Annotated in this window: 24 protein-coding genes and 1 pseudogene; 14 read left to right on the plus strand and 11 right to left on the minus strand. The window is 69.4% G+C overall.

Annotation, left to right across the window (positions count from 1 at the left end):
* Positions 1-4: 4 nt before the first annotated feature.
* The gene (locus JNUCC0626_RS18580) at positions 5-1,354 is read right to left on the minus strand and encodes a replication-associated recombination protein A (RefSeq protein ID WP_394621024.1); all 1,350 of its coding nucleotides are present in this window, start codon (positions 1,352-1,354) and stop codon (positions 5-7) included.
* An 89-nt stretch (positions 1,355-1,443) separates the two neighbouring features.
* Here JNUCC0626_RS18580 and JNUCC0626_RS18585 point away from each other — a divergent pair, with 89 nt between their 5' ends.
* The 6 genes from JNUCC0626_RS18585 (at position 1,444) to JNUCC0626_RS18610 (ending at position 6,959) form a co-directional block, all read left to right on the plus strand.
* Positions 1,444-2,022: a uridine kinase family protein gene (locus JNUCC0626_RS18585; protein WP_394621025.1), complete on the plus strand. Its 579-nt coding sequence runs from the start codon at positions 1,444-1,446 to the stop codon at positions 2,020-2,022.
* Positions 2,023-2,093: 71 nt separating this feature from the next.
* On the plus strand, positions 2,094-3,098 hold the full coding sequence (locus JNUCC0626_RS18590) for a YciC family protein (protein WP_394621026.1): 1,005 nt from the start codon (positions 2,094-2,096) through the stop codon (positions 3,096-3,098).
* Positions 3,085-3,684, plus strand: a complete 600-nt coding sequence (locus JNUCC0626_RS18595) for a DUF4129 domain-containing protein (protein ID WP_394621027.1) — start codon at positions 3,085-3,087, stop codon at positions 3,682-3,684. Before JNUCC0626_RS18590 ends, JNUCC0626_RS18595 begins: the two co-directional genes overlap by 14 nt.
* The gene (locus JNUCC0626_RS18600; protein WP_394621028.1) at positions 3,681-4,715 is read left to right on the plus strand and encodes a DUF4350 domain-containing protein; all 1,035 of its coding nucleotides are present in this window, start codon (positions 3,681-3,683) and stop codon (positions 4,713-4,715) included. The genes JNUCC0626_RS18595 and JNUCC0626_RS18600 overlap by 4 nt, the downstream gene beginning before the upstream one ends.
* Complete coding sequence (locus tag JNUCC0626_RS18605) at positions 4,712-5,668, plus strand: AAA family ATPase (RefSeq protein WP_394621029.1); 957 nt, start codon at positions 4,712-4,714, stop codon at positions 5,666-5,668. The genes JNUCC0626_RS18600 and JNUCC0626_RS18605 overlap by 4 nt, the downstream gene beginning before the upstream one ends.
* 1 nt (position 5,669) lies before the next feature.
* The gene (locus JNUCC0626_RS18610; RefSeq protein WP_394621030.1) at positions 5,670-6,959 is read left to right on the plus strand and encodes a DUF58 domain-containing protein; all 1,290 of its coding nucleotides are present in this window, start codon (positions 5,670-5,672) and stop codon (positions 6,957-6,959) included.
* Here JNUCC0626_RS18610 and JNUCC0626_RS18615 read toward each other — a convergent pair.
* Both JNUCC0626_RS18615 and JNUCC0626_RS18620 read right to left on the minus strand, forming a co-directional pair.
* Positions 6,956-7,948, minus strand: coding sequence for an IS481 family transposase (locus JNUCC0626_RS18615; RefSeq protein WP_394621031.1), 993 nt, complete (start codon positions 7,946-7,948; stop codon positions 6,956-6,958). The two genes, JNUCC0626_RS18610 and JNUCC0626_RS18615, sit on opposite strands and share 4 nt — an antisense overlap.
* Positions 7,949-8,225: 277 nt before the next feature.
* Positions 8,226-9,233, minus strand: a complete 1,008-nt coding sequence (locus JNUCC0626_RS18620; protein WP_394621032.1) for a stage II sporulation protein M — start codon at positions 9,231-9,233, stop codon at positions 8,226-8,228.
* 19 nt (positions 9,234-9,252) lie between these two features.
* Here JNUCC0626_RS18620 and JNUCC0626_RS18625 point away from each other — a divergent pair, with 19 nt between their 5' ends.
* Positions 9,253-10,002: an RDD family protein gene (locus JNUCC0626_RS18625; protein ID WP_394621033.1), complete on the plus strand. Its 750-nt coding sequence runs from the start codon at positions 9,253-9,255 to the stop codon at positions 10,000-10,002.
* A gap of 31 nt (positions 10,003-10,033) precedes the next feature.
* On the opposite strand, the gene JNUCC0626_RS18630 is transcribed toward JNUCC0626_RS18625, so the two are convergent.
* Together JNUCC0626_RS18630 and JNUCC0626_RS18635 are read right to left on the minus strand one after the other, a co-directional pair.
* Entirely contained in the window at positions 10,034-10,939 is a 906-nt protein-coding gene (locus JNUCC0626_RS18630) for a phosphotransferase (RefSeq protein ID WP_394621034.1), read from the minus strand.
* A complete protein-coding gene (locus JNUCC0626_RS18635) occupies positions 10,936-11,352 on the minus strand; it encodes a nuclear transport factor 2 family protein (RefSeq protein WP_394621035.1) in 417 nt (138 codons plus the stop codon). Before JNUCC0626_RS18635 ends, JNUCC0626_RS18630 begins: the two co-directional genes overlap by 4 nt.
* A gap of 73 nt (positions 11,353-11,425) precedes the next feature.
* Between JNUCC0626_RS18635 and JNUCC0626_RS18640 the strand changes: the two genes are divergently transcribed.
* Positions 11,426-11,938: a TetR/AcrR family transcriptional regulator gene (locus JNUCC0626_RS18640; protein ID WP_394621036.1), complete on the plus strand. Its 513-nt coding sequence runs from the start codon at positions 11,426-11,428 to the stop codon at positions 11,936-11,938.
* Here the strand turns inward: JNUCC0626_RS18640 and JNUCC0626_RS18645 are convergent.
* From JNUCC0626_RS18645 to JNUCC0626_RS18660, 4 genes and pseudogenes are all read right to left on the minus strand, one after another.
* Positions 11,917-12,705, minus strand: a complete 789-nt coding sequence (locus tag JNUCC0626_RS18645) for an energy-coupling factor ABC transporter ATP-binding protein (protein ID WP_394622056.1) — start codon at positions 12,703-12,705, stop codon at positions 11,917-11,919. The two genes, JNUCC0626_RS18640 and JNUCC0626_RS18645, sit on opposite strands and share 22 nt — an antisense overlap.
* Positions 12,691-13,332 (minus strand): annotated as a pseudogene (gene cbiQ, locus JNUCC0626_RS18650) (cobalt ECF transporter T component CbiQ); the annotation flags it as partial. The pseudogene cbiQ and the gene JNUCC0626_RS18645, both read right to left, overlap by 15 nt.
* Positions 13,333-13,614, minus strand: coding sequence for a PDGLE domain-containing protein (locus JNUCC0626_RS18655; RefSeq protein ID WP_394621037.1), 282 nt, complete (start codon positions 13,612-13,614; stop codon positions 13,333-13,335).
* Positions 13,611-14,297, minus strand: coding sequence for an energy-coupling factor ABC transporter permease (locus JNUCC0626_RS18660; protein WP_394621038.1), 687 nt, complete (start codon positions 14,295-14,297; stop codon positions 13,611-13,613). The genes JNUCC0626_RS18655 and JNUCC0626_RS18660 overlap by 4 nt, the downstream gene beginning before the upstream one ends.
* A 299-nt stretch (positions 14,298-14,596) precedes the next feature.
* Here JNUCC0626_RS18660 and JNUCC0626_RS18665 point away from each other — a divergent pair, with 299 nt between their 5' ends.
* Positions 14,597-16,693: a glycosyl hydrolase family 95 catalytic domain-containing protein gene (locus JNUCC0626_RS18665; protein ID WP_394621039.1), complete on the plus strand. Its 2,097-nt coding sequence runs from the start codon at positions 14,597-14,599 to the stop codon at positions 16,691-16,693.
* Between the two features lie 41 nt (positions 16,694-16,734).
* On the plus strand, positions 16,735-18,084 hold the full coding sequence (locus JNUCC0626_RS18670; protein WP_394621040.1) for a pyridoxal phosphate-dependent decarboxylase family protein: 1,350 nt from the start codon (positions 16,735-16,737) through the stop codon (positions 18,082-18,084).
* 609 nt (positions 18,085-18,693) lie between these two features.
* Here JNUCC0626_RS18670 and JNUCC0626_RS18675 read toward each other — a convergent pair.
* On the minus strand, positions 18,694-19,269 hold the full coding sequence (locus JNUCC0626_RS18675) for a MarR family winged helix-turn-helix transcriptional regulator (protein WP_030474059.1): 576 nt from the start codon (positions 19,267-19,269) through the stop codon (positions 18,694-18,696).
* 290 nt (positions 19,270-19,559) lie between these two features.
* Here JNUCC0626_RS18675 and JNUCC0626_RS18680 point away from each other — a divergent pair, with 290 nt between their 5' ends.
* On the plus strand, positions 19,560-20,909 hold the full coding sequence (locus tag JNUCC0626_RS18680; RefSeq protein ID WP_394621041.1) for a glutamine synthetase family protein: 1,350 nt from the start codon (positions 19,560-19,562) through the stop codon (positions 20,907-20,909).
* A 10-nt stretch (positions 20,910-20,919) separates the two neighbouring features.
* Entirely contained in the window at positions 20,920-23,409 is a 2,490-nt protein-coding gene (locus tag JNUCC0626_RS18685) for a DEAD/DEAH box helicase (RefSeq protein WP_394621042.1), read from the plus strand.
* Here the strand turns inward: JNUCC0626_RS18685 and JNUCC0626_RS18690 are convergent.
* Positions 23,387-24,088 carry a hypothetical protein gene (locus tag JNUCC0626_RS18690; RefSeq protein WP_394621043.1) on the minus strand — a complete coding sequence of 234 codons (702 nt, stop codon included), beginning with the start codon at positions 24,086-24,088 and terminating at the stop codon, positions 23,387-23,389. The two genes, JNUCC0626_RS18685 and JNUCC0626_RS18690, sit on opposite strands and share 23 nt — an antisense overlap.
* Before the next feature lie 351 nt (positions 24,089-24,439).
* Between JNUCC0626_RS18690 and JNUCC0626_RS18695 the strand changes: the two genes are divergently transcribed.
* A complete protein-coding gene (locus JNUCC0626_RS18695; protein WP_394621044.1) occupies positions 24,440-24,727 on the plus strand; it encodes a hypothetical protein in 288 nt (95 codons plus the stop codon).
* A 362-nt stretch (positions 24,728-25,089) separates the two neighbouring features.
* Positions 25,090-26,004, plus strand: a complete 915-nt coding sequence (locus JNUCC0626_RS18700; RefSeq protein ID WP_394621045.1) for a LytR/AlgR family response regulator transcription factor — start codon at positions 25,090-25,092, stop codon at positions 26,002-26,004.
* The last annotated feature ends 44 nt before the right edge of the window (positions 26,005-26,048 follow it).

Consider the following 26,048-nt stretch of genomic DNA (forward strand, 5'->3'; position numbering starts at 1 on the left):
GGTTTTACTCGCCGCGGATGACCCGGCGCAGCTTCGGCAGGCGTTCGGCCACGGCGCGTTCGGCACCACGAGACGTCGGCTCGTAGTAGTCGCGGCCCACCAGGTCGTCGGGGGCGTACTGCTGCGTGAGCACGCCCTCGGGCACGTCGTGCGGGTAGCGGTAGCCCTGGGCGTTGCCGAGTTTCGCGGCTCCCGCGTAGTGGCCGTCGCGCAGATGTGCCGGCACGGAACCGATTGCGCCCTTGCGGACGTCCTCGATGGCGCCGTAGATGGCGGTGGTGACGGCGTTCGACTTCGGGGCCGTGGCCAGGTGGATGGTGGCCTGGGCCAGGTTCAGCGCGCACTCGGGCAGGCCGATCAGTTGCACGGCCTGGGCGGCGGCGACGCACGTCTGCAGGGCGGTGGGGTCGGCCATGCCCACGTCCTCGCTGGCGTGGATCACCAGGCGCCGGGCGATGAAGCGCGGGTCCTCGCCCGCCTCGATCATGCGCGCCAGGTAGTGCAGGGCCGCGTCGACGTCGGAGCCGCGGATGGACTTGATGAACGCCGACGTCACGTCGTAGTGCTGGTCGCCGTCGCGGTCGTAGCGCACGGCCGCCTTGTCCACTGTGGACTCCAGCAGGGGCAGCGTGATCACGCCCTCGTTCGACGCGAGCGCGGAGTCGGCGGCGGCCTCCAGGGCGGTCAGGGAACGCCGGGCGTCGCCACCGGCCAGGCGGATCAGGTGGTCCTCGGCGTCGGGTTCCAGCACGACGGAGCCACCGAGGCCGCGTTCGTCGGACACCGCCCGCTGGATCACGGCACGCACGCCGTCGTCGGTCAACGACTTGAGCTGCAACACGAGAGAGCGCGAGAGCAACGGAGAGACGACCGAGAAGAACGGGTTCTCCGTGGTGGCCGCGACGAGCAGCACGATCCGGTCCTCGACCGCCCCCAGCAACGCGTCCTGCTGGGTCTTGGAGAAGCGGTGCACCTCGTCGATGAACAGCACGGTCGACTCACCGGAGCGGACCAGGCGGCGCCGGGCCTCGTCGATGACGGCCCGCACCTCCTTCACGCCCGCGGACAACGCCGACAGCGCCACGAAACGACGGCCGGTGGCGCGCGAGACCAACGTCGCGAGGGTCGTCTTGCCGGTGCCGGGAGGACCGTAGAGCATCACCGACGCCGGGGTGGCGCCCTCGACCAGGCGGCGCAGCGGCGCGCCCGGCCCGAGCAGGTGGTCCTGACCGACGACCTCGTCCAGCGTGGCCGGACGCATCCGCACGGCCAGCGGGGCGTTGGCCGCGATGCGCTCGGCCTTCTCCTCGTCGGTCGCGCCGAAGAGGCCCTCGTCGAACAGACCTTCGCTCATGCGTTCGAGCCTAACGCCTGTCCTGCGCGCCTCGTCGGGCGACAGCGGCACGCGGGCAGGGACTAGGTCATGTGCGAGGATCGCGTTCCGTGCCCATCCCTCGTGCCGTGCTGCTTGCCGGACCCTCCGGCTCAGGCAAGTCGACACTCGCCGCCCACCTCGGCTGGCCGGTGCTGCGCCTCGACGACTTCTACCGCGACGGCGACGACCCGCTGATCCCCCGCGACGAGCACGGCAGGGCCGACTGGGACGACATCAGGTCGTGGAACTCGGACAAGGCACTCGAGGCCGTGATCGAACTCTCGAACACCGGACGGGTCGAGGCTCCCGTCTACTCGATCAGCGAGGACCGCGCGGTCGGCACGCAGACGATCGAGCTCGGGGACGCGCCCGCGTTCATCGCGGAGGGCCTGTTCGCGGACCTGCTGGTCCAGGGCGCGAAGGAAGCGGGCGTGCTGAAGGACGCCATCGTGCTCGCGCCGAGTCCGCCCGTCACGTTCGTGCGGCGCTTCGCCCGGGACGTGGCCGAGGCGCGCAAGCCGGTGCCGACGCTGGTCAGACGCGGGTTGCGGCTGATGCGCGAGCAGCCCCAGGTCGTCAGGAGGTGCGTCAGCGCGGGCATGCGACGCACGACACCGTCCAGGGCGAGGACCGAGCTCGTTTCGTGATCAGGTTGACCAGTGCCGGTGGGGCTGATCTGGCAGGATGCCGCTCACACTAGATCCGGGGGTAGCCGAGAATGTCCGAAACGCCCGGCTGGTCCTCACCCGACCAGCCCCAGAACCAGCCGCCGCAGAACCAGCCGCCCCAGTACGGGCAGCAGCCGCCGTACGGCTACAACCAGCCGCCGACCGGGCCGACGATCAAGCCCGGCGTGATCCCGCTGCGCCCGCTGGCCGTCGGCGAGATCATCGACGGCGCCATCAAGACCATGCGCGCCTACCCGAAGCTGATCATCGGTGCCGCCGCGGTGGTCGCCGCGGTCACCCAGATCCTCGGTCTGCTGGTGAGCCTGCCGTTCCTCGACGACATCACCTCGATGGCGGCGCTCGACCCGAACTCGACGTCGCTCACGCAGGAGCAGCTCGAGAACCAGCTCACCGGCGCGATCACCGGGTTCCTGTCCGGCACGCTGCTCACCGTTCTGCTGTCGCTGTTCGGCACGGTCTTCCTGTCCGGCTTCATCACCGTGGTCGTGGGCCACGCGGTGCTCGGCAAGCCGGTGACGTTCGCGCAGGCGTGGGAGGAGTTCAAGCCCCGGCTGCTGCCGCTGCTCGGCGCGACGCTGCTGTCCGGTCTGATCATCACCGTCGGCCTGCTGCTGTGCATCGTCCCCGGTGTCTTCCTCTGGGTGATGCTCGCGCTGGTCACGCCCGCGCTGGTGCTGGAGCGCTGCGGTGTGATCGACGCGTTCGGCCGCTCGCGCAAGCTCACGAACGACGCCTGGTGGCGCACGTTCGGCATCCTGCTGCTGACGGTCGTCGTCAGCTGGGTGATCAGCTGGATCGTCAGCCTGCCGTTCGAGGGCATCGGTCTCGCGGTCTCCGGCGGCTTCGGCGACGACCCGACGGCCGTGCTGAACGCGGGCTACCTGATCCTCGCGACCATCGGCGCCATCATCGCCTCGACGATCACGCTGCCGTTCACCTCCGCGGTGACCGTGCTGCTCTACGTCGACCGCCGGATGCGCTCCGAGGGCATGGACATCGAACTCCAGCGGGCCGCGGGGCATGGCGGTCTCTGACGTACCGGTAGATCTCGGCCGCGACGAGGCGAGGGAAGCGGCGCTTCGGGAGCTCAGCGATCCGGCGTACGTCTCCGGTGACCCGAACCCGTTGCAACGGGCCCTCGACTGGATCCTCGAACGCCTCGGCGCGCTGTTCGCCGGGGCGGGCGGCATGAGCGGCATCACCGCGATCACGATCATCGTGGCCGTGGTGGTGCTGATCGTCATCATCATCAGGCTCCGCACCGGACGCACGGGCCGTGCGTTGCGCAAGAACGGTGAGGTGTTCGGCACCGCCGTCCTCTCAGCGGCAGAACACCGCGCCGCCGCCGAGAAAGCAGCGGCGTCCGGTGACTTCGCCGAGGCCGTGCGCGAACGTTTCCGCGCCGTGGTGCGCGAATTGGAGCAACGCGGCGTGCTCGACGCACGGGCCGGACGCACGGTGGACGAGGTGGCGCACGAGGCGGGCCGGGCGTTGCCGGCGCTCGCCGGTGACCTGCGCGGCGCCGCCGTCCAGTTCGACGACGTCTGGTACGGCGGCAGGCCCGCGACGGCGGAGGGGTACCACCAGCTCGTGACCGTGGACGGCAAGGTGCGCGGATGACGACGTCGGTGTCCCCCGGCGCCGGGCGGATCTGGACGGCCGCGCGCGGCCCGTTGCTGATCGGCGTGATCATCCTGTTCGCCGCCGTCGTGATCACGTTGCTGCGCGGCAGCGGTCCCGGCGGCGCGCTCGATCCCCGTTCCTACCAGCCCGACGGCAGCCGCGCGCTCGCCCAGCTGCTGGAGCAGAACGGGGTGCGGGTCGAGCTGACCGGCGACGTGTCCTCCGTGAACGGTGCGACGTTGTTCGTGCCGCAGCCGAACCTGATCGACCCGGCCCGGCTCGACCGGCTGAGCCGCGAGGCGTCGGCCACCGTGCTGCTCGCTCCTCCCGGCGCGACGGAGCGGATCGAGGTCGAGACGCGCCAGCCCGGCTGCCCGTTCGCGGCGAAGGCCGGGGCGGCGACCATGGGCGGGCTCGTCTACAAGGGCGAGCAGAGCTGCTACGACTCGACGCTGGCGCGCGTCGGCACGGTGACGATGCTCGGCCACGGCGGGATCTTCACGAACCGCAACCTCGACGAGGAGGGCAACGCGGCGCTCGCGTTGTCGTTGCTGGGCCAGCACGAACGGCTGGTCTGGTACCAGCCGGCCGAGGCCGACGTCACGCAGCAGAAGTCGTTCTCCGAGCTGATCCCGGACGGCTGGAAGTTCGCCGCCCTGCAGCTCGGGATCGCGGCGGTGGTGCTCGCGCTGTGGCGGGCCCGCAGGCTCGGTCGCGTTGTGCCGGAACGACTTCCGGTCGTGGTGCGCGCCGCCGAGACCGTGGAGGGCAGGGCCAGGCTCTACCGCCGGGCGCACGCCGCGGGGCACGCGGCGACGGTGCTGCGGCAGGCGGCGCGTGACCGGCTGGCACCGCTGCTGGGGGTGCCGGTGGGCGACGATCCGTCCGAGGAGATCGCCCGCAGGACCTCGCGTCCCGTCACCTCGGTGCGGGCGCTGCTGTACGACGACGGGCCGGTGGACGACCGGGGGTTGGTCGCGCTGGCCGCTGATCTGGACGCTTTGGAGAACGAGGTGCGCAAGGGATGACGGTCACCACCGAGGAGGCGCGCACGGCGCTCGTGGCGCTGCGCGCGGAGATCGGCAAGGCCGTGGTGGGCAACGACGCCGCTGTGACGTCGTTGATCCTCGCTTTGCTGTGCAAGGGACACGTGCTGTTGGAGGGCGTTCCGGGCGTCGCGAAGACGCTGCTCGTGCGTGCTCTCGCGCGCGCGTTGGACCTCTCTACGACGCGTGTGCAGTTCACGCCGGACTTGATGCCCGGCGACCTGACGGGGTCGTTGGTCTACGACTCGCACAACGCCGCGTTCTCGTTCCGCCAGGGCCCGGTCTTCACGAACCTGCTGCTGGCGGACGAGATCAACCGGACGCCGCCGAAGACGCAGTCGGCGTTGCTGGAGGCCATGGAGGAACGGCAGGTGTCCGCCGACGGCACGACGCGGCCGCTGCCGTCGCCGTTCATCGTGGTGGCGACGCAGAACCCCGTCGAGTACGAGGGCACCTACCCGTTGCCGGAGGCGCAGCTCGACCGGTTCCTGCTCAAGGTCACCATGCCGGTGCCCGCGCGGGAGCACGAGATCGACGTGCTGACGCGGCACGTGTCCGGGTTCGACCCGCGCGACCTGTCGGCGTTGAACCCGGTCGCGAGCGCGGCGCACCTGGAGGCGGGGTCGGCGGCGGTGCGCGCGCTGACCGTGGCTCCCGAGGTGATCGCGTACGTCGTCGATGTGTGCCGTGCGACCCGTCAGCACCCGGCCGTGCGTCTGGGCGTGTCTCCTCGTGGCGCGACGGCTCTGCTGGCGGCCGCACGGGCGTGGGCGTGGCTATCGGGCCGTGACTACGTGACGCCGGACGACGTGAAGTCGTTGGCGCGCCCGGCGTTGCGGCACCGGCTGGAGTTGCGCCCGGAGGTCGAACTGGAGGGCGTGACGGCGGACGGCGTGCTGGACGGCGTGCTCGGCGCTGTTCAGGTGCCGCGCTGACGTGGCGCTCACGGGTCGCGCGGGGCTGCTCGCGCTCGTAGGCGTACTCGTCGTCGGACTGCTCTTGCCGTCGTGGCAAGGGATTCTCGTCGTGCTCGCGGTGTTGCTCGTGTGTGTGGCCGTCGACTTGGTGTTGGCGGCGAGCGTCAAGGCGTTGACGTTCTCGCGCGCGGGCTCGACCTCGGTGCGCACGGGTGAGCTGTGCACGGTGCAGTTGACCGTGCACAACCCCGGCCGTCGGGTGCGGGGCGTCCTGCGGGACGCGTGGGCGCCGTCCGCCGGTGTGGTTCAGGACCGCATCGACATCGACGTGCCCGCTCGTGGTGCGCGCACGGCGTCGTTCGAGCTACGGCCCGTGCGTCGCGGCGATCGCAAGGCCGACCGTGTGAGCGTGCGTTCCGTGGGGCCGTTGGGCATCGCGGCACGGCAGGGTTCGCACGAGGTGCCGTGGACGGTGCGCGCGCTGCCGCCGTTCCACAGCCGACGGCACTTGCCGCCGTTGCTGGAACGCCTGCGGGAGCTCGACGGCCGTCGGGCGTCATTGATCCGTGGCGCGGGCACGGAGTTCGACTCGTTGCGCGCGTATGTGATCGGTGACGACGTGCGGTCGATCGACTGGCGTGCGTCAGCCCGGTCGTCGGACGTCGTCGTGCGCACGTGGCGTCCCGAACGCGACCGTCAGGTGACGATCGTGCTCGACACGGCCCGCACGTCGGCCGGTCGCGTGGACGGCGCACTCGGTGGCCTGCCGCGGCTGGACACGTCGATGGACGCCGCGTTGTTGTTGTCCGCCTTGGCCGCGCAGGCCCGGGACCAGGTCGACTTCGTGGCGTTCAGCCAGAAGGTGCGGGCCTCGGTGCCGCGCGCGACGGTGCCAACCTTGGTGCAGGCCATGGCACCGCTGGAAGCCGAACTGGTCGAGTTCGACGCCCGCGCGGCCGTCGCCGAGGTGCTCCGCCGGGCGGGACGCCGGTCGCTCGTCGTGCTGCTGACGACGCTCGACCCGTCCATCGAGCACGGCCTGCTGCCGTTGCTGCCCGTCCTGGCGTCCCGGCACCACCTGCTGATCGCGTCGGTGGCCGACCCGGCCGTGCACGCGATGGCCTCGGGTCGTGGCGACCTGGAGGCCGTGTACTCGGCTGCTGCTGCGGAACGCACGTTGGCCGAACGCCGTCGTCTCACCGCGTTGCTCGCACGGCACGGTGTCGACGTAGTGGACGCACTGCCGGACGACCTGCCGCGCGCGCTGGCGGACCGCTACCTGTCGTTGAAGGCAGCGGGCAAGCTCTAGTTGTGATGTCCGGGGAGGTTGGTCAGCCTGGTGATGGGCGGCTGGCCTGCGAGGGCGGAGTGAGCTCGGTGGTGATTGTAGAAGTGGATCCAGTCGGGCAGGGCGGCTCGTCGTTCGGTTTCTGACTGGTAGTGGCGGGCGTAGGCCCAGCCGTCGGCCAGGGTGCGGTGGAAGCGTTCGACTTTGCCGTTGGTCTGTGGCCGATAGGGACGTGTGCGTTTCGGGGTGATGCCGAGCTCGGTGCAGGCGTCGCGCCAGGCAAAGGAGCGGTAGGCGGAGCCGTTGTCGGACAGGACTCGTTCGACGACGACTCCGTGTTCGCGGAACCAGGCCACGGCTCGGCGCAGGACGGCGGTCGCGGTGTCGCCGCGTTCGTCGGCGTGGATCTCGGCGTAGGCGACGCGGGAGTGGTCGTCGACGACGGTGTGCAGGAAGGCTTTGCCGGTCAAGGGTTTGTAGTCCTTGCCTTTGGGCAGTCCGGGCGTGGCTCGTTTGTTGCGGTCGCCTTGTTGCCTGCCGACGAAGCGGTGGCCGCCGCCGTCGGGGATGTTGCCGAACTTGGTGACGTCGACGTGGATCAGCGAGCCTGGATGCGGGTGTTCGTAGCGGCGCAGGGGTTCGCCGGTGACGCGGTCGATGCGGGATAGGCGGTTGATCCGGCAGCGGGTCAGCACGGCGTGCACGGTCGAGGCGGCCAGTCCCAGCCGGCCGGCGATCTGGACCGGCCCAAGCCGGTGCCGCCAGCGCAGGACCACGATCTGCCGCACGACCGGCTCGGATGTCCGGTTCGGGCTGTGATGTGGTCGTGAGCTGCGGTCGAGCATCCCTGCCTGGCCCTCGTCGCGGTAACGGGCGGCCCACTTGCGGGCGGTGCGCTCCGCGACCATGAACATCTTCGCCGCGGCGGCCGCGGGCCAGTTCTGTTCCACGATCAGACGCGCGAGCCGCAGCCGTGTCCGCGGAGTCAGCGTGGCGTTAGGGTGGGACACGAAGGCCTCCGGTGTGTGAAGCGGTTCCTAGACAGCTCCACTTCACCTCCAGAGGCCTTCACCTGTCTTCACGACAGGCCATCACGTCCAGAACAACGTCCCCGGACATCACATCTAGTGCTGCGTCAGTCAGCCTTTGCCCCGTGTTCAGCGTTCAGACGGTCGCATCGTGGTGCCGGCCCCGCGTCCCTGTACTGGTTGTACCGGGGCGCGGGGCCGGTGCCGCGAGGTGACCTGCTGAGCGCCGAACACGCGGCGAAGGCTGGCTGACGCAGCACTAGACGGAGACGGGAACGACGTCCTCGCGTTCGCTCGCGTCGACGTCGCCGGTCTCGCCCTCCTGCGCGGCCCGCCGCCCGATCACGAACACGTACAGCAGGAACAGCACCTCGGCCACCACGCCGATGCCCACCCGCGCCCACGTCGGCAGCCCGGACGGCGTCACGAACCCTTCCAGCACACCGGCCACGAGCAGCACCACGACGAGCCCGAGCGCGACGGCCACGACGGACCGACCCTCTGCGGCGAGTGCCTGGGCACGGGTGCGCTTGCCGGGGTCGATCACCTGCCAGCCCAGTCGCATGCCGATTCCCGCGGCGACGAACACGGCCGTGAGCTCCAACAGGCCGTGCGGTGCCAACAGGCCGAGGAACAGCTCACCGCGGCCCGCGCCGAACATCAGCCCGACGCCGACGGCGACGTTCAGGGCGTTGGTGAAGAGCAGGTAGATCGGCGGAATCGCGAACAGCACGCCGAGCAGCAGGCACGCGGCCGCGACCCACGCGTTGTTGGTCCACACCTTCGCCGCGAACGACCCGGCCGGATCGCTCGAGTAGTACGACTCGTAGCCGCCGCCGACCCTGGTCATCTCGCGCAGGTCCTCGGGCGCGGCGATGGAGGCCTGCACGTCCGGGTTGGACGCGATCCACGCCGCGATGATGCCGGTGACCAGGTAGAACGCGAGTCCGGCCGGTACCCACCAGCGCCAGCCGAGGTAGATCGCGGCAGGCAGCCGGTGTGTGAAGAAGCGGGTGAACACCTTCCACGCCGGCGTGTGCGTGCCGGTGAGCGCCGAGCGGGCGAGCGCGACCAGCGAGGACAGCCGTTCGACGGTGACCGGGTCGGGGGTCTGGCTGCGCACCAGCGACAGGTGCGTCGTGACGCGTTGGTACAGCTCGATCAGCTCGTCGGCCTCGGCGCCGCTCAGCCTGCCCGGCCTCTTCGCGAGCTTTTCGAGCCGCTGCCACGACGCGCTGTGGCGTTCGATGAACACGTCCAGATCCACGATGAGTCACACTATCCGCGTGGGGGACCTAGTCACCGGTGAAGCCGTAGTTCTTGACCTTCGCGTAGCCCAGCTCGCGAGCAGGGCGATCGCGTACGCGTTCGACCTCGTCCTGCAGTTCGGCCTGCTCGTGCTCGTATCGCTGATCTCGCCGATCGGGTTCGACGACGCGCTGCAGACCGCGCTGTCGCTGACGCTCGCGGTGCTCGTGCTGATCGGCTATCCGACGCTGGTGGAGTCGCTGTCGCGCGGGCGGTCCCTGGGCAAGCTCGTCATGGGTCTGCGCGTGGTGCGCGACGACGGCGGCGCGATCCGCTTCCGGCACGCCCTGGTACGCGCGCTCGGCGGGTTCTTCGTGGACTTCTGGGCGCTCGGCTTCGGTGGCGCGACGGCGTTGTTCGTGTCGCTGTTCTCGCCGCAGGGCAAGCGGGTCGGCGACTACCTGGCGGGCACCATCGTGATCCACACCCGCGTGCCGCGCCAGGAGGTGAAGCTCGCCGTCATGCCGCCGCAGCTCGCCGCGTGGGCGTCGGGCCTCGACCTGTCGCAGCTGCCGGACGAGCTGGTGCTCGCGACGCGGCAGTACCTGAGCCGCTACGGCGACCTGACCGAGCAGGCCCGCTGGGACCTGGGCTCGCGGCTGGCGAACGACGTGGGCACGGCGATCCACTCGCCCCGCGTCGAACACACGCACCCGCACCCGTACCTGTCGGCGGTGCTGGCGGAACGGCGCCGCCGCGCCACGGTCAGCCCGGTGGACAGGCTCTGACTTCGACCACGTCGGCGCCGACGCTGTTCTGCTAGGCGTTCGCGAGCCGCAGCCGTTCGGCGCCTTGCTCACGCAGAGCGTCACCTGACGGGGTCGGATCGCCGTGCAGCACTTCCCACCGTGCGTTGTGCACGGCGGTCCACATGCTCGCCGCCCACGCGATCTCCATCTCCTCAACGGAGAACGCGCGCCCACGCACCCGTTGGTACGTCTCGAGGAACGCCGCCGAACTCTCGACCGGCACCAACGACGGCGGCGACACGTTGGCGAACGCTCCGGAGGCCGCGCCTGCCAGGGCGGCCTCCGGTTGCCAGGCCAGGCTGTCCCAGTCGTGCACGGCCAGCACCTCGCCGTCGTGCCAGCGGAGGTTCTGCGCCTCGAAGTCGGCGTGTCCCAGCACGCACGGCAGATCGGTGGCCAGCAACCGCTTGCGCACCCGCGTGGCGGCCTCCACGACGAACGGCGGCACGACGCTCTGGTCGCGGGCGTCGAGGAAGTCGATGGCGGGCCACACCCCGGGTTCGTCGTGATCCCACCGGGCCCAGCGGGGCGCGGGCACCGGCGGCGGCACGACGACGTCCGCCAGCAGTTCCATCGACCGGGCGAAGACGGAGGCGTACTGCTGGGCGACCTCGGGGGTGTCGCCCAGGAGTACCTCTCCACCCGGCAACGGTTCCTCGGCGTGCACCGCCAAAGCACCGGTCCGCACCACCGAGGTCAGCGGGCGAGGGCACGGAAACCCCCGCTCCGCCAACGACTTCTGCGCGGCGAGGCACGAGGCCGCCCGCCCGTCGTCCGCGCGGGCCTTCACGTAGGCCGAACGCCCGTCCGCCAGGCGCACCCCGAAGACCGACGAGATCGAGACGCGCTCGTAGAACACCTCGACCGGCCCGCTCCCCAGCTCGGTGGTGCACCAGGCGGACAGGTCGAACGTCATGCGCCGAGCAGCTCGGTCAGCAGCAACGGGTTCATGTAGTCGTCGTACCGGGCGATCTCGCCGTCGCGCAAGTGGATGATCGCGATGGCGGTGAACGAGTAGTAGTCCTGCTTCACCTTCGACCAGCCGCGATGCGTGATCTCGGCGACGACGACGTCCGGGTCGTCGGTGAGCCTGGTGATCGCCTCGACGTCCTGGATCTCGATCTTCTCCCGGACCCGCGCGCCGCGCATCCGGTCGAAGTAGGCGCGGATCGCCTCCCTGCCCTTGACCTCCGGTTCCTGGAACGGCGCCGGGAAGCGGTAGGCCATCACGCCGTCCTCGGTGAAGAGGTCGGCGAACGAGCCGTGCGTCTGCTCCCCCGCGACCTGGCGCCGGACGTGGTCCACGATCTCTGCCGGTGTGCGTGTCATGATCGACCCCTCGTAGAATCGGAACGGTGACCCCGCTTAAGACGATACGGAACGCACGCCCCGGTTGGCAACGATGAGGGCCGACGCCGCGCGCAACCGCGAGAAGGTGCTGACCGCCGCCCGCGAGTTGTTCGCGGAGCAGGGCTTCGACGTGCCGCTGGACGAGATCGCCGGACGGGCGGGCGTCGGGCCCGGCACCGTCTACCGGCACTTCCCGACGAAGCAGGCGCTGTTCCAGGCCGTCACGGAGTCACGCGTGCAGGCGATGATCTCCTCGGCCTCACCCTCGGGCGACCCCGGCGCGGACCTGACGGCGTTCCTCACGAAGATGGCCGCCGAAGCCGCGGCCAAGCGCGACATGTCCGACGCGATCGCGGTGCCGTCCGAACTGCGCGACTCCCTGCACGCGACGCTCGGCGGTCTGCTGGAACGCGCCCAGGCGGCCGGGGCCGTGCGCGCGGACATCACGACGCAGGACCTGGTCGCGCTCATGAAGGGGATGCTCCAGAGCATGCACGAGGGTGCGAACCCCGCCGTGCTGCTGGAGATCGTGCTGACCGGGCTTCAGTCGAGCCGGAAGCCGTAGGGCAGTTCGAGCCGGTGCCGCGCGAGGAGTTCGGCGTCGGCGAGAATCTCGCGCGTCGGGCCGTCCGCGACGACCACGCCGTCGTCGACCAGCACGCTGCGCGGGCAGATCTGCAGGGCGAACGGCAGGTCGTGCGTGACCATGAGCATGGTGGGCGCCAACGAGAGCAGCAGTTCGGCGAGTTCGCGGCGGGCCACCGGTTCGAGGTTCGCGGACGGTTCGTCCAGCACCAGGATCTCCGGCGAGCAGGCCAGCACGGACGCCAGCGCCACGCGGCGTCGTTGGCCACCGGACAGGTGCAGCGGCGAGCGGTCCGCGACCGACTCCATGCCGACCGACCGCAACGCCTCCGCCACCCGTGCGTCCACATCGGACAGACCGAAGTTGCGCGGCCCGAACGCCACGTCCTCGGCGACCGTCGGGCAGAACAGCTGGTCGTCGGGGTCCTGGAAGACCAGGCCCACCCGGCGGCGGATCTCGCGCAGGTTCTTGCGGTCGACCTCCAGCCCGGCGACCGAGATCGAGCCGGAGCCACCGGAGAGCACTCCGTTGAGGTGCAACGCGAACGTGGTCTTGCCGGCGCCGTTCGGGCCGAGCACCGCGACCCGTTCGCCGCGCTCGACCCGCAGGTCCACGCCGAACAGCGCCTGGTGGCCGTCCGGGTAGGCGAAGGCCAGCTTCGAGACCTCCAGCGCCGCCGCGGCCGGGGTCTCCGGCACGATCGTCGCCGATCCCGAGGGCCTGCCCGTCCAGCCGCGCGACACCATGGCGAGATGCACCCTCTCTCCGCGTTCGTAGGACCGGATGAACAACGTGCCGACCGACCGGGCGAGCGCGCCCGCCTGCCACAGGAACCGCGGGTCGTCACCGCGGGAGATGCGGGCGACGCGCATGCGTTTCGCCTCGCCCACAACGACTTCGCCGTAACGCAGCATCAGCGTGGCGATCATGATCAGCGGCGCGGGCACCCGCAACGTCTGCAACCCGCGCAGCAGGTCGCCGGGTGCCGTGGTGGCCGCCAGAGTGAGACTGATCAACACGCCGAGCGTGCCCTTGACCAGGATGTTCCAGCCCGCCAGCGAGCCCTCGATCGACACCGAGAAGCCCAGGAAGTCGGTGCGCGGGTCCGTGCCGAAGATCGGCAGCAGGAACGCGAGCACCACGAACGGCGCCTCGATGACCGCGCGTTTCACGAACCACAGCACGGGAACCCGCGCGACCGCCCACACCGCGACGATCAGCAGCAGGTAGATCCCGAACAACGGGAACCACGTGCGCGGCGTGGCCACGACGCCCAGCACCGCCGCGAACGCCACGAGGATCTTCACGTGGGGTGCGAGGCGGTGCACCGGCGAGTCGCCGGCGTGGTGCAGGACGTCGTGACTGCCGCTCACCTACGCGTCGGACTTCTTGCGCAGGAACCAGAAGAGGCCGAACGACAGCGCGAGGACGACCACGACCCCGAGCACGCCCGCGAGTCCGGTGAACCTGTCGTCGCCGCCGAACGCGTAGTCGGCGAAGGTGCTGCCCGCGAACGGGTGCTCCTGCGCGTGCTCGGCGATGCCGGTGTCCTCGACGGTCTTGTCCAGACCGTCCGGGTCGCCGGACGCGAAGTACGACAGCACCCCGGCGATCAGCAGCGACACGAACGCGAACCCGATGAAGAACTTCTTCACGACCGCACCTCCAGCGGCTTGGCGTTGCCCTTCAGCAGGTAGACGAGGTCGGGGCGGATCGACGCGACCGACGTGACGGTGGCCGCCGTGATCACGCCCTCACCGATGCCGATCAACGCGTGCAGCCCCCACATCAGCAGCGCGACCTTGCCGATCTCCACGCCGCCCGCGCCGCCGATCGCGTACTCGACGACGAAGCCCGTCGCGGCGACCACCGTGTTCACGAACGCCGAGATGAACGCGACCGCGGCCAGCCCGCCCTTGCCCTTGAGGGCGAACTTCCGGAGCGCGACGGCGACCAGGAATCCGGTCGCCGTGCCGATCAACGCCATGTTCGTGACGTTCGCGCCCAGGGCCGTGAGGCCGCCGTCCGCGAACAGCAGCGCCTGCACGACGAGCACGATCGTCACGCACAGCGCGCCGACGTACGGGCCGACCAGGATGGCCGCGAGCGCACCGCCCAGCAGGTGCCCGGAGGCGCCCGGCAGGATCGGGAAGTTGATCATCTGGACGGCGAAGATGAACGTGGCCACCAGGCCCGCCATCGGCGCGGTGCGGTCGTCGAGATCCGCACGGGCCTTGATCAGGGCGAACCCGACGCCCACCGCCGCGATGACGAGGAAGACGACGGACACCGGGGCGTTCAGCAGACCGTCGCTCATGTGCATGGCAACAGGTGACATGGGCCGAGACGCTAATTGCCCGGTGTCGGCTATGGCTAGGACTGTGCAACAACGATTTGCAGGCAAGAAGGCGTCGATCGTCACAGCGTGCGCTAGTCATCGGATGACTCTTGCGGTTAGATCCGTTCCGCCGCCGCCACGGCACGGAGGGACGAACAGTGACAGAGCTGTCGCGCAGAACGTTTTTGTACGGGACCGGCGCCGCCGTGGGGGCTTCCGCACTCGGGGTGGGCACCGCCTCCGCAAGCCCCGAAACATCGGGTCACAACGTGCACCGGGACGTGGTCCGGGACGCTCGCATGGAATGGAAGCGGCTGCCGGCGAATTGGGGCGATAGTCCTTTTCTCGCCAACGGTTTCCTCGGCGTCCAGGTGTACGCGGGCCGCACGCCCGACGAGCTGAAGCTGATGCTCAGCTATTCGGAGGTCCAGGACCAGCGCGAGCACTGGGAGGCCGCCGTCGGTCTCTCCCGGTTGCCGATCGGGTACCTGACCGTGCGGTTCGCCGGCGCGATCACCGCCGTCGACTGGACCCTCGACCTGTGGAACGCCGAACTCACCGGCTCGGTCACCACGACCCAGGGCTCCGCCACGTTCACGATGCTGGTGCACAACGACCGCAGCACGTTCCTCGCGTCCGTCCGCGGCGAGGCGACCTGGGACTTCCAGCCGCTGGAGTCCTCGACGACCCGGCAGATCCGCAGGCCGGCGGACTACACCGCCAACCCGGCGCCCACCCTGGGCACCGCGAACGGCGTCTCGTACGCCGCCCAGCCGTTGCACGCGGGCGGTGGCTACACAACGGCCTGGCAGACGCGCAACGGCCGTTTCGCCGCGCACGTCGCGTACACACACCCCGCGAACACACACACGTCCGACGCGATCCGCGAGGTCAGGCAGGCGCTCGCGCTCCCGTTCGAACTGCTGGTCCTGCAACACCGCCGCTGGTGGAACGCCTACTTCGCGAAGTCGCTGGTGTCCGTGCCGGACAAGCTCGTGCAGCGGTTCTACTGGCTCCAGCTCTACAAGATGGCCGCCGCCACCCGCGCCGACGCCCCGGTGATCTCCGAGTGGGGACCGTGGTTCCCCGAGCAGGGCAACAGCTGGACGGCCGTCTGGTGGAACCTCAACGTCCAGATCTCCTACCCGCTGGTCAACGGCTCGAACCACCACGAACTCGACGCCGTCACGACGACGTTGAAGCGCTACGAGCACAACCTCGAGCTCAACGTGAACCCGTCCTACCGCGACGGGAACTCGTACGCGATCTGCCACCCCGGCGACCGCACGTTGCGCTCGGGCCCGCGCTACTGCGGCGTCCCCGGCGTGTCCCCCAACGACCACACCGGCAACCTGCTGTGGGCGTGCCACAACGTCTGGCTCGGCTACCGCCACACGATGGACCGCAAGATCCTCTCGGACGTCCTGTTCCCGATCCTCACCAAGGCCGTCAACTACTACGCGCGCTTCCTGGTCGAGGGCACCGACGGCAAGCTGCACCTGCCGGAGACCCGGTCGCCCGAGTACGCCAACGCCACCGACACGACGTACGACCTGTCGTTGATCCGCTGGGGCGTCCGCACGTTGCTCTCGATCGAGGACAACCCGCGCTGGCGCGACATCGCGACCCGCCTGGTCCCCTACGCCGAGGGCCCGAACGGCACGTTGATCGGCAAGGACGTGGCGTTGAACGACTCGCACCGCCACTTCTCGCACATGCTCTGGTTCTACCCGTTGCGCGAACTCACCTACGACATGCCCGAACACCGCTCTTTGATCGACAAGACCTTCGACCACTGGGTCTCGCGCAGGGAGGCCTGGGCGGGCTACAGCTACGGCGCCGCGTCCGCGATGGCGTCGGCCATGAACCGCCCCGAGGAAGCCCTCTCGTTCCTCCGCTACTTCCTGGACCGCAAGCAGGTGGGCTCGAACGCCGTCCTGACCGAGAACACCTTCTACCGCGAGGGCGGCAACCTCGCCATCGAGTCGCCGTTGATGTCCGCCCAGGCCGTGCTGGAGATGATGGTCCAGTCGCACAACAACACGGTCCGCGTCTTCCCGTCCGTGTCGTCCACTTGGGCCGATGCCTCGATCTCGTCGCTCCGCACCCAGGGCGCGTTCCTGGTCGACGCGTCCCGTTCGTCCGGCCGGACAGACTGGGTCAAGGTCCATTCGGAAGCGGGCGCGCCCCTGCTCCTGGACCACGGCATCAAGGGCGAGATCGACGTCCGCGACGCCTGGGGCCGCCGTCTGGAGTACAAGCCAGTCGGTTCCGCTGTCGCGATTCCGCTCCGCCGGGGCCAGACTGCCGTCGTCAGCCGCCGCGGCGTGCGCCCCGACGTCTCAGCCCGTGATGTGAAAGCGAACGGCTCGTCTTCCCGCTGGGGTCTGCCGTAACGTACAAATTCGAACATTTCGTGGACCGAGTGGGGTGTGCGGTGGATCTTCAACACTGGCTGAACGAGGCCCTGGCCAACCACGACAAGTGGACGGCCGACTACGGCACCTTCACACCCCACTCGTCGCTGCAGGTGGACCCGACGGTCTTCGGCTCGGCCCTCGCCGAACTCCAGGACCGCCTGCGCGACAACTACCCGTTCTTCCACCCGCGCTACGCGGGCCAGATGCTCAAGCCCCCGCACCCCGCGGCCGTCGTCGGCTACCTCAGCGCCATGCTGATCAACCCGAACAACCACGCCCTGGACGGCGGCCCGGCCACCGCCACCATGGAACGCGAGGTCGTCTCCGACCTGGCGCGCATGTTCGGCTACACCGACCAGCACCTCGGCCACCTGACCTCCAGCGGCACCATCGCCAACCTGGAAGCCCTCTTCGTGGCCCGCTCCCTGCACCCTGGGCGCGGCATCGCCTACTCGGCAGAGGCCCACTACACCCACTCCAGGATGTGCGGCGTCCTGGGGATGGAGGGCCACTCGGTCCCCGCGGACGCTCGGGGCCGCATGGACCTCGACGCCCTCGAAGCCCTCCTCAAAACGGGCAAGGTCGGCACCGTCGTGGTCACCCCGGGCACCACCGCTCTCGGCGCCATCGAACCGGTCCACGAGGTCCGCGCCCTGACCCGCCGCTACGACGCCCGAGTCCACGTGGACGGCGCCTACGGAGGCTTCTTCACCCTCCTGGCCGGCACCGACCTCGCCCCGGAGCCGTGGGCCGCGATCGCCGACTGCGACTCGGTGGTCGTAGACCCCCACAAACACGGCCTCCAGCCCTACGGCTGCGGTGCGGTCCTCTTCAAGGACCCCGAGGTGGGCCGCTTCTACCTGCACGACTCCCCGTACACCTACTTCACCTCGGACGAACTGCATCTGGGCGAGATCAGCCTGGAATGCTCCCGAGCGGGCGCAGCGGCAGCGGGCCTCTGGCTAACCCTTCGTCTACTTCCGTTGACACGTGACGGCCTGGGCGAGGTGCTGGCGGCGGGCCGGCGCGCAGCCGTCCGGTGGGCGTCGATGATCCGCGAGTCCGAAGCCCTGGAGCTCTACCAGGAGCCCGAGCTGGACATCGTCACGTACTTCCCGCGCACCGACCCGCTCAGCCTCTCGGCCATCGACGCCGCGTCGCACCGGGTCATGGACACCGGCATGAACGCGCCGGAGGACCCGATCTTCCTGAGCGTGGCGAGGGCGTCGAAGGAGGCGTTCGCGGTCAGGCACCCCGGGATCACGGCGGATGCGGACGGCGCACGGGTCCTGCGCAGCGTTCTGATGAAGCCGGAGTCCGAGGACTACCTGGACACGCTCCACGCACGGGTGCTCAGCCTGCTCTGAACGCTGAACGCCAGGTCGCCGAGCGCTGGGATGTGGCGCGCAGGGGTGCGGAGCGCCAGCTCGCCGAGCGCTGGGTCACCTAGCGCTCGGCAGCCAAGAGCTAAGTGACCAATGGCTTGAGGAGAACGAAGCCGAAGACGAGGCCGACAGAGCGCAAGCATCGCGATGGCGCAGCCGAGCCCACCCAAGCCCCAGTCGCAAGGCCGAAGGCGAGGCGTCCTTAGCTCTTGGCTCAAGACAACGCCCGCCCCTCGCAATGCCGAAGGCGAGCCGACACTCTTGGCTGCACCGATCAGCCGTGTGAGGTGACGTACCAGCACAAACCCAGCCACCTACGCGTGGGATTGGGGCTTGACTTTGGGTGCGAGGTGCTACTACTCGCGGATCGGCCGGGCGCTTTTCAGCCCGGCCTTTTCCGGTCGACCAGCGCCTCGCAAGGGCCCCGAAGTCAAGCCCCAATCCCTATCGACGCGCCAGCGGCGATGAAACGACCCGGCTCGTCGAAATTCTTTGCACCCAACGCAACCACCACCCAAGGGGACGGACCCCCACCAACGCCGAACAGGGCGACTCACCCCCGGTGAGTCGCCCTCATCAGCCGCACCAGCCTCAGCCGTGCTTGGCCCGCCGACCGGACCGACGCGGCGGCAACGGCGTGTCCCCGCGCAGATCCAACCGCCGCTGCTCCCCGTTGGCCTCGAGGTGCGTGACCATCCGCCGCAGCATCTCCGCCAGCGACTGAGCCTCGGAGGACTCCAGCGGGTCAGACACGAACACTTCTTCCTCGTTGAACTTGGGGAAGAGGTCGGCCATCAGTTCTTCACCCTCAGGGGTGAGCCGCAGAACGGCCAGCCGCCCGTCGGTGGGGTGCCCGAGACGTTCCAGCAGCCCCCGCGACTGCAGCGTCTTGGCGACGCCGGTCAGGGTGCCCTTGGAGATCCCCGCCTCCTCGGCGACGTACCGCGTCTCCATCTCGCCCCAGATCCACACGACCCAGAGCACGACGAAGCCGGTCCAGGTCAGATCGCTGGTGCGCAGCACCGAGTTCTCAAGGTGCTGGCGGATCGCGGTGGCGGCGCGGTGGATGTTCGACACCGCCGCCATCTGCTCGCGATGCAGCGGCACCGCACCGAGCTTCGCCTGGACGGCTTTCTCGGTCTCGGCAATCGTGTGGTGACCAGACAACTCAAAGTCTCCCGTGCTCGGACCTCAGGTGTTCCCGGCACAATACTTGCGGTTCCGAACTATGTCTGTGATGTGGTGCGAGTCGATCCGCAACCTCTTTGATCACGATCCCACATCGTGCATGATCTCGTGACGGTCGTCACCCGTCCAGTTACGGACTGTTGCCCGGTGGTGGACGATGAGTGCGGAGCACCGACTGGTCTTTGCTCCACGGAGCGGTCGATAGCGTTTGCCCCTCAACGTTATCCCCTCCGCGTCAGCGACACACTGTGCCGGAAAGGTAGTTCGACGTGGTCGGTGAACAGGTGACACGGGAACTCGCGGCAAGACTTGGCGAGGACGGGATCGACGTGGTGCGCGTCGTGTTCCCCGACCTGCTCGGCACCGATCGGGGCCGTGACGTCCTCGTAGAGCATCTACCTGCGGTTATCCAGCGCGGGCTGAGTTTCTGCCGGGCCGTGTACAGCACGACGCCCGGCGGTCAGACCACGGAGAACGGGGGTGTGCTCGACGCCGGGCTGCCCGACGTGATCGTGGTCCCGGACCTCGACACGCTCCTCCCGATTCCGTGGGAGCCGGGCGTGGCGTGGTGCATCGGCGACGCCGTGAGCCCCGCGGACGAAAGGCCCGTGGACGAATCGCCGCGGCAGGTGCTGCGCAGGGCCCTGGAAATATTCGAGACCACTGGGCTGAGCCCGGTGGTCGGTCCCGAGCTGGAATATTTTCTGTGCGAACCGGACGAAGATCGCCCGAACGGGTGGCGTCCCTACTGCGATGAGCCGGGCAACGTCTACGCGACCGGCCGCCGCGGCGATTCGGACGGTCATCTGTTGAGAACTCTTCGCACGCTCTCCAGCGCGGGGTTGCAGACGACCGGCGGCAACCACGAGTACGCCGGTGGGCAGTTCGAAATCAACCTCGTCCATTCGCCCGCCATGGACGCGGCCGATCGCGCGTTCCGGTTCAAAACGAGTGTCAAGGAACTCGCGCGCCGCGAAGGCAGGCTCGCCACGTTCATGGCGAAGCCGTTCAACGACGGCGGCGGCAGCGGGTTCCACCTGCACCTCTCGTGCCACCAGAAGGACGGCCGCAACGCGTTCCAGGCGCCCGGCACCAGCAGCGGTCTGTCGGACGAGGCGCGCTGGGCCATCGGCGGCATCCTCAAGCACGCCCCTGCCCTGGCCGCGCTGCTCAACCCCACGGTCAACTCCTACAAGCGGTTCGGGCCGGACTCGCTCGCGCCGTGGCTGATCGACTGGGGGCTCGACAACCGCAGCGCGATGCTCCGGGTGCCGGCCGAACGCGGCGAGACCACCCGTCTCGAACTGCGGCTCGGCGACGCGAGCGCGAACCCCTACCTCGGCATCGCCGGTCTGATCGCCGCCACCTACCTGGGCATCCGCGACCAGATCGAGCCGCCGCGGCCGTCGGCGGGCTACGGCTACGACCCGTCGAAGGCGCCCACGCTGCCCGCGACGCTGCCGGACGCCCTCGCCTACCTGGAGGAGGACACGGCGATGGTCGACGTGCTGGGCAAGGACTTCGTGCGGTCCTATGTGGACTTCAAGTGGGAGGAGGTGGCCCGGTTCCAGCGGTTCGTGACCGACTGGGAGTTCACCGAATACGCGTACCACCTATAGTTCACCTGCGATGACTGCACTCACGGACCGGCTCACCTCGATCGCCGACGAAGACGAACTGTTCGACGCTTTCTCCACCTGGGCGACCGAGCGCGGCCTGGCGCTGTACCCGGCGCAGGAGGAGGCGGTCATCGAGCTCGTCTCGGGCGCGAACGTCATCCTCAGCACCCCCACGGGGTCCGGCAAGAGCCTGGTGGCCATCGGCGCCCACCTGGTGGCGATGGCGGGCAACCAGCGCAGCTTCTACACCGCGCCCATCAAGGCGCTGGTCTCGGAGAAGTTCTTCGCGCTCTGCGAGGTGTTCGGGCCGGAGAACGTCGGCATGATGACCGGCGACGCCAGCGTCAACGACCAGGCGCCCATCATCTGCTGCACCGCCGAGATCCTCGCGAACATCGCGCTGCGCGACGGCACCGACGCCGACGTCGGCCAGGTCGTGATGGACGAGTTCCACTTCTACAGCGAGCCCGACCGCGGCTGGGCCTGGCAGGTCCCGATCATCGAACTGCCGCAGGCGCAGTTCCTGCTGATGTCGGCGACGCTGGGCGACGTCTCGTTCTTCGAGAAGGACCTGACCCGCCGCACCGGCCGTCCGACGGCGGTGGTCCGTTCGGCGCAACGCCCGGTGCCGTTGAACTTCCAGTACGTCACCACGCCGTTGCACGAGACGATCGAAGACCTGCTGCACGGCCGTGAGGCACCGATCTACGTCGTGCACTTCACCCAGGCCGCCGCGCTGGAACGCGCGCAGTCGCTGATGAGCGTCAACGTCGCGACCAAGGCCGAGAAGGAAGACATCGCCTCGACGATCGGCAACTTCCGGTTCTCGTCGGGGTTCGGCAAAACGCTCTCGCGACTCGTGCGGCACGGCATCGGCGTGCACCACGCCGGCATGCTGCCCAAGTACCGCCGCCTGGTCGAGCAGCTCGCGCAGGCCGGTCTGCTGAAGGTCATCTGCGGCACGGACACCCTCGGCGTCGGCATCAACGTGCCGATCCGCACGGTCGTGTTCACCGCTCTCTCGAAGTACGACGGCACGCGCACTCGTATTTTGAAAGCCCGTGAGTTCCACCAGATCGCCGGACGGGCGGGCCGCGCGGGCTACGACACCGTCGGCACCGTCGTCGTGCAGGCGCCGGAGCACGAGGTCGAGAACATCAAGGCGCTGGCCAAGGCCGGCGACGACCCGAAGAAGCGCCGCAAGGTCGTGCGCAAGAAGGCCCCGGACGGCTTCGTGTCGTGGAGCGAGTCGACGTTCGAACGGCTCGTGGGCGCCGAACCGGAGCCGCTGACGTCGTCGTTCCAGGTCTCGCACGCGATGCTGCTGAACGTGATCGGCCGTCCCGCCGGTGGCGCGTTCCAGGCGATGCGGCACCTCCTGGAGGACAACCACGAGGACCGCCCGAAGCAGCTCAGGCACATCAAGCGCGCGCTGGCGATGTACAAGGCGCTGGTCGCGGCCGGTGTCGTGGAACGCGACGGCGACGACTTCCGCCTCACGATGGACCTGCAGTTCAACTTCGCGCTGAACCAGCCGCTGTCGCCGTTCGCGCTGGCCGCCGTCGAACTGCTCGACCGCGAGGCGCCGGGCTACGAACTCGACGTCCTGTCCGTGATCGAGTCGATCCTGGACGACCCGCGCCAGATCCTGGGCGCCCAGGAGCACAAGGCACGCGGCGAGGCGATCGGCGCGATGAAGGCCGACGGCATCGAGTACGACCAGCGGATGGAACTGCTGGAGGAGGTCACGTACCCGAAGCCGCTCAACGACCTGCTGGAAGCGGCGTTCTTCACCTACCGCCGCGGCCACCCGTGGGTCGGCGACTACCACCTCTCCCCCAAGGCCGTCGTGCGCGACATGTACGAGCGCGCGATGACGTTCACGGAGTACGTGGCGTTCTACGGCCTGGCCCGCTCCGAGGGCCTCGTGCTGCGCTACCTCGCCGACGCCTACAAGGCGTTGTCGCAGACCGTCCCGGACGAGGCGAAGACCGAGGAACTGCAGGACCTGATCTCGTGGCTGGGCGAACTCGTCCGCCAGGTCGACTCCTCCCTGATCGACGAGTGGGAGAAGCTCACCAACCCCGACGGCGAGGCCGCCCCGGAGGTCCGCGTCGACCTCCCGCCGGCCGTCACCCGCAACGTCCGCGCGTTCCGCGTCCTGGTCCGCAACGCCCTGTTCCGCCGCGTGGAGCTGGCCGCCAAGCGCGACTGGTACTCGCTCGGCGAACTCGACCACGAGTCGGGCTGGACGGCCAAGGAGTGGATGGACGCCCTCGAGCCGTACTTCGAGGAGCACGCGGACCTCGGCGCGGGCCCGAACGCGCGCGGCCCGGCGTTCCTGATCATCAACGTCGAGCGCGAGCGCTGGGTGTGCCGGCAGATCTTCGAGGACCCGGCCGGGGACAAGGACTGGGGCTTCAACGCGGAGGTCGACCTGGCGGCGTCGGACGAGCTGGGCGAGGCCGTCGTGACGATCACCGACGTGGGTCGTCTCTGAGCCGTTGTTCGTCGAGGTGCGCCATCAACCGGCGCGCCTCGTCGGGGCTGATCGGCAGGTGCTCGTAGGCGCTGCCGCCGGTGCTGATGCTCCTCAGCCACTCGATCGGCCGCCACTCGTCCCCGCCGTAGTACTCGTACTCCTTCCAAGTGTCCCGCTTGACGAGTCTGACCACGTTCGCGAGGTCCAGCGCCTGCCCCGTGTCGTGGAAGATCGCGTGGTACAGGATCCCCTTCCACACGTGCTCCTGGAGGTGCTCCCGGTACCTGAGGGCGAGGAGGTACGCCTCCGTGTTCGACGAAGTCGGGAGCTGCTCCTGGACCTGCAGTTCGCTCCGGCCGGCGACGCCCGCGAGCAGGTCCGACGGCCCCCACGCCAGTTCGCGCGTGTACGCCTCCTCGCGCTCGCCGTCCAGCCTGACCACCGCGAACGGCACGTGCGACGGCTCTGCCGACCACACGAGGAAGCACCGGCGCGCTGGCCGTGCGGCGATCACCGCCTCGGCTTCCTCCTCGGTCACCTGCCGCGCCCACCCGGGCGTCCGCGTGAGCTCCAGGTACCGGAGCATGACCGACCTCACCCAGCCCGCGGGCCCGACGTGGATCTGCTCGCCCCCGATCCCGGTGCGGACCACGGCCCGCACATCCGAGTCGAAGTCCCGGACTACGAAGTACTTCATGCGATCCCCCCAGATCAGCGCGGTCTTCAGTCATATCAGCCCGAGAACCGCCACAAACGGCGCAGCCACTACGACAAATGAGTTCATTCGCACACTGGGCAGCAGTAACGCGACACAACTCCAACGCCGCCCGTGCGCACCCGCGAACCCTACGTGACGTCGGAAAACTCCCCGACTAGTTGAACAAACACACATTTCCCAGTTGAGACAAGCACCAATTGAGACGAATGCGCAATCGATTGACCGCACGACACCTTTGGGGGCAACATCATTGTGCTGCACCACTGAGGGCGGGATATGGTGATGCCCAAGTGGGAGTAATTCCTGGCGCAGCCCGGCTGGAGGAGTGAAGTGGACCCGGCACTGGACGCCTTGCGCGACCGGCTGGCGGAGATCGTCGCGTCACCGCCGGACAACACCGAGCAACTCGTGGACACGCTGAGCGGTCTCGCCAAGCTCTCGAACCAGTGGTCCGAGGCCATCCAGGCGTTGCGCGCCCCCACCCGCAGACTGATCGGCCCGGCCGCCGCCGCGTCCGTGAGCGTGGCCGCCCGGCGCGCCGAGGAGTCGTTCATCGAGCTGGAGATCACGCTCGGTGACGCCCTCGCGGCGCAGCCTCGCGCGCTCCGGCAGCCGTAGCGACCGCCCACTTTCCGCGCCGATCGCCCGCTTTTTGACTGACAAAAGCAGGCGACGTGCCTGACCAGGCAACTGCACGCTGCGTGATAGCGGCATCGGTCTCCTATCCGAGACACACCCGATCGGAGGGTTTCCGCACGTCCTCCCTCTGGCGGATGATGCGGCCGATCGGGGTTGCGCGGGCTTAAGGGGGTTGACGCGGTGCACACGCAGTGCAACCGGACCCCCGCGGCGGGTCACCCTCCGTGAGGGGGCATGATCGCGTATCCGACGCCCTCGGCTCACCAGGCGCGCGATGACCGAGCGTGGTCCAATCGCAGCCACGTGAGGATCGGCCGTACACAGTTTGGACTCGATCTCGAATGACCTCAGGTCTGCCCTGCCCCATCTGCGAGGGGCCGGATCGACGTGGCAGCCTCGAGCGCTCGCTGCGGGTGCTCGCCGTCGACGACGAGGCGCCCGCGCTGGAAGACCTCACGTACCTGTTGCGTTCCGACCCGCGCATCGCCCACGTGGAGGCGGTCACCGACGCCACCAAGGCGTTGCGGGTGCTGCACCGCGCCATGGACGCCGGGCAGCCGTTGGACGCCGTGTTCCTCGACATCCGCATGCCCGGGCTCGACGGTCTCGACCTCGCCCGCGTGCTCTCGCGGTTCGCGCAGCCGCCGCCCGTCGTGTTCGTGACGGCGCACCAGCAGCCCGCCGTGGAGGCGTTCGAGCTCAAGGCGCTCGACTACCTGCTCAAGCCCGTGCGACCGGAGCGGCTCGCCGAGTCCGTGCACCGCATCGTGCACGAGGTCTGGGACACGAAGAACGCCGCCGAGGCCGCCACGCCCGCGCCGGTGCAGCAGCAGACCAGCGCCACGCCGCCGGAGATGGGCGACGAGGTCATCCCCGTCGAACTCGGCGGCGTCACCCGGTTCATCCGCCTCGCCGACATCCGGTACGTGGAGGCGCACGGCGACTACGCCCGCCTGCACACCGCGACCGGCAGCGGCCTGGTCCGCGCGGCGCTCAACGGCCTCGAGGAACGGTGGCGCAGCGCGGGTTTCGTGCGCATCCACCGCAGCCACCTGGTCTCGCTCGGCCACATCGACGAACTGCGCCTGGAAGACGGGCACCTGAGCGTCACGATCGGCGGCGCGGTGCTGCCGGTCAGCCGCCGGCACGCCCGGCACCTGCGCCAGCTGCTCGTCCGCCGCGCCCGGCCCACGCCCGTCGCGGGTCAGGCCGCTTCCGCCGGTGTCCTGCAACCGAGGAACGGGCTCGGGTCGTGACGACGCCACCACCTCCGCGGCCGGACCCGAGACCGTCCCAGCGC

Source organism: Lentzea sp. JNUCC 0626, assembly GCF_043632865.1.
Taxonomy (GTDB): domain Bacteria; phylum Actinomycetota; class Actinomycetes; order Mycobacteriales; family Pseudonocardiaceae; genus Lentzea.

Coding starts and splice junctions, on each gene's coding strand:
- JNUCC0626_RS18685 (WP_394621042.1), top strand. CDS start 20,920: ATGACTGCACTCACGGACCGGCTCACCTCGATCGCCGACGAAGACGAA.
- JNUCC0626_RS18660 (WP_394621038.1), bottom strand. CDS start 14,297: ATGTCACCTGTTGCCATGCACATGAGCGACGGTCTGCTGAACGCCCCG.
- JNUCC0626_RS18665 (WP_394621039.1), top strand. CDS start 14,597: ATGGAATGGAAGCGGCTGCCGGCGAATTGGGGCGATAGTCCTTTTCTC.
- JNUCC0626_RS18590 (WP_394621026.1), top strand. CDS start 2,094: ATGTCCGAAACGCCCGGCTGGTCCTCACCCGACCAGCCCCAGAACCAG.
- JNUCC0626_RS18700 (WP_394621045.1), top strand. CDS start 25,090: ATGACCTCAGGTCTGCCCTGCCCCATCTGCGAGGGGCCGGATCGACGT.
- JNUCC0626_RS18645 (WP_394622056.1), bottom strand. CDS start 12,705: ATGGTGTCGCGCGGCTGGACGGGCAGGCCCTCGGGATCGGCGACGATC.
- JNUCC0626_RS18600 (WP_394621028.1), top strand. CDS start 3,681: ATGACGACGTCGGTGTCCCCCGGCGCCGGGCGGATCTGGACGGCCGCG.
- JNUCC0626_RS18640 (WP_394621036.1), top strand. CDS start 11,426: ATGAGGGCCGACGCCGCGCGCAACCGCGAGAAGGTGCTGACCGCCGCC.
- JNUCC0626_RS18630 (WP_394621034.1), bottom strand. CDS start 10,939: ATGACGTTCGACCTGTCCGCCTGGTGCACCACCGAGCTGGGGAGCGGG.
- JNUCC0626_RS18580 (WP_394621024.1), bottom strand. CDS start 1,354: ATGAGCGAAGGTCTGTTCGACGAGGGCCTCTTCGGCGCGACCGACGAG.
- JNUCC0626_RS18605 (WP_394621029.1), top strand. CDS start 4,712: ATGACGGTCACCACCGAGGAGGCGCGCACGGCGCTCGTGGCGCTGCGC.
- JNUCC0626_RS18690 (WP_394621043.1), bottom strand. CDS start 24,088: ATGAAGTACTTCGTAGTCCGGGACTTCGACTCGGATGTGCGGGCCGTG.
- JNUCC0626_RS18635 (WP_394621035.1), bottom strand. CDS start 11,352: ATGACACGCACACCGGCAGAGATCGTGGACCACGTCCGGCGCCAGGTC.
- JNUCC0626_RS18595 (WP_394621027.1), top strand. CDS start 3,085: ATGGCGGTCTCTGACGTACCGGTAGATCTCGGCCGCGACGAGGCGAGG.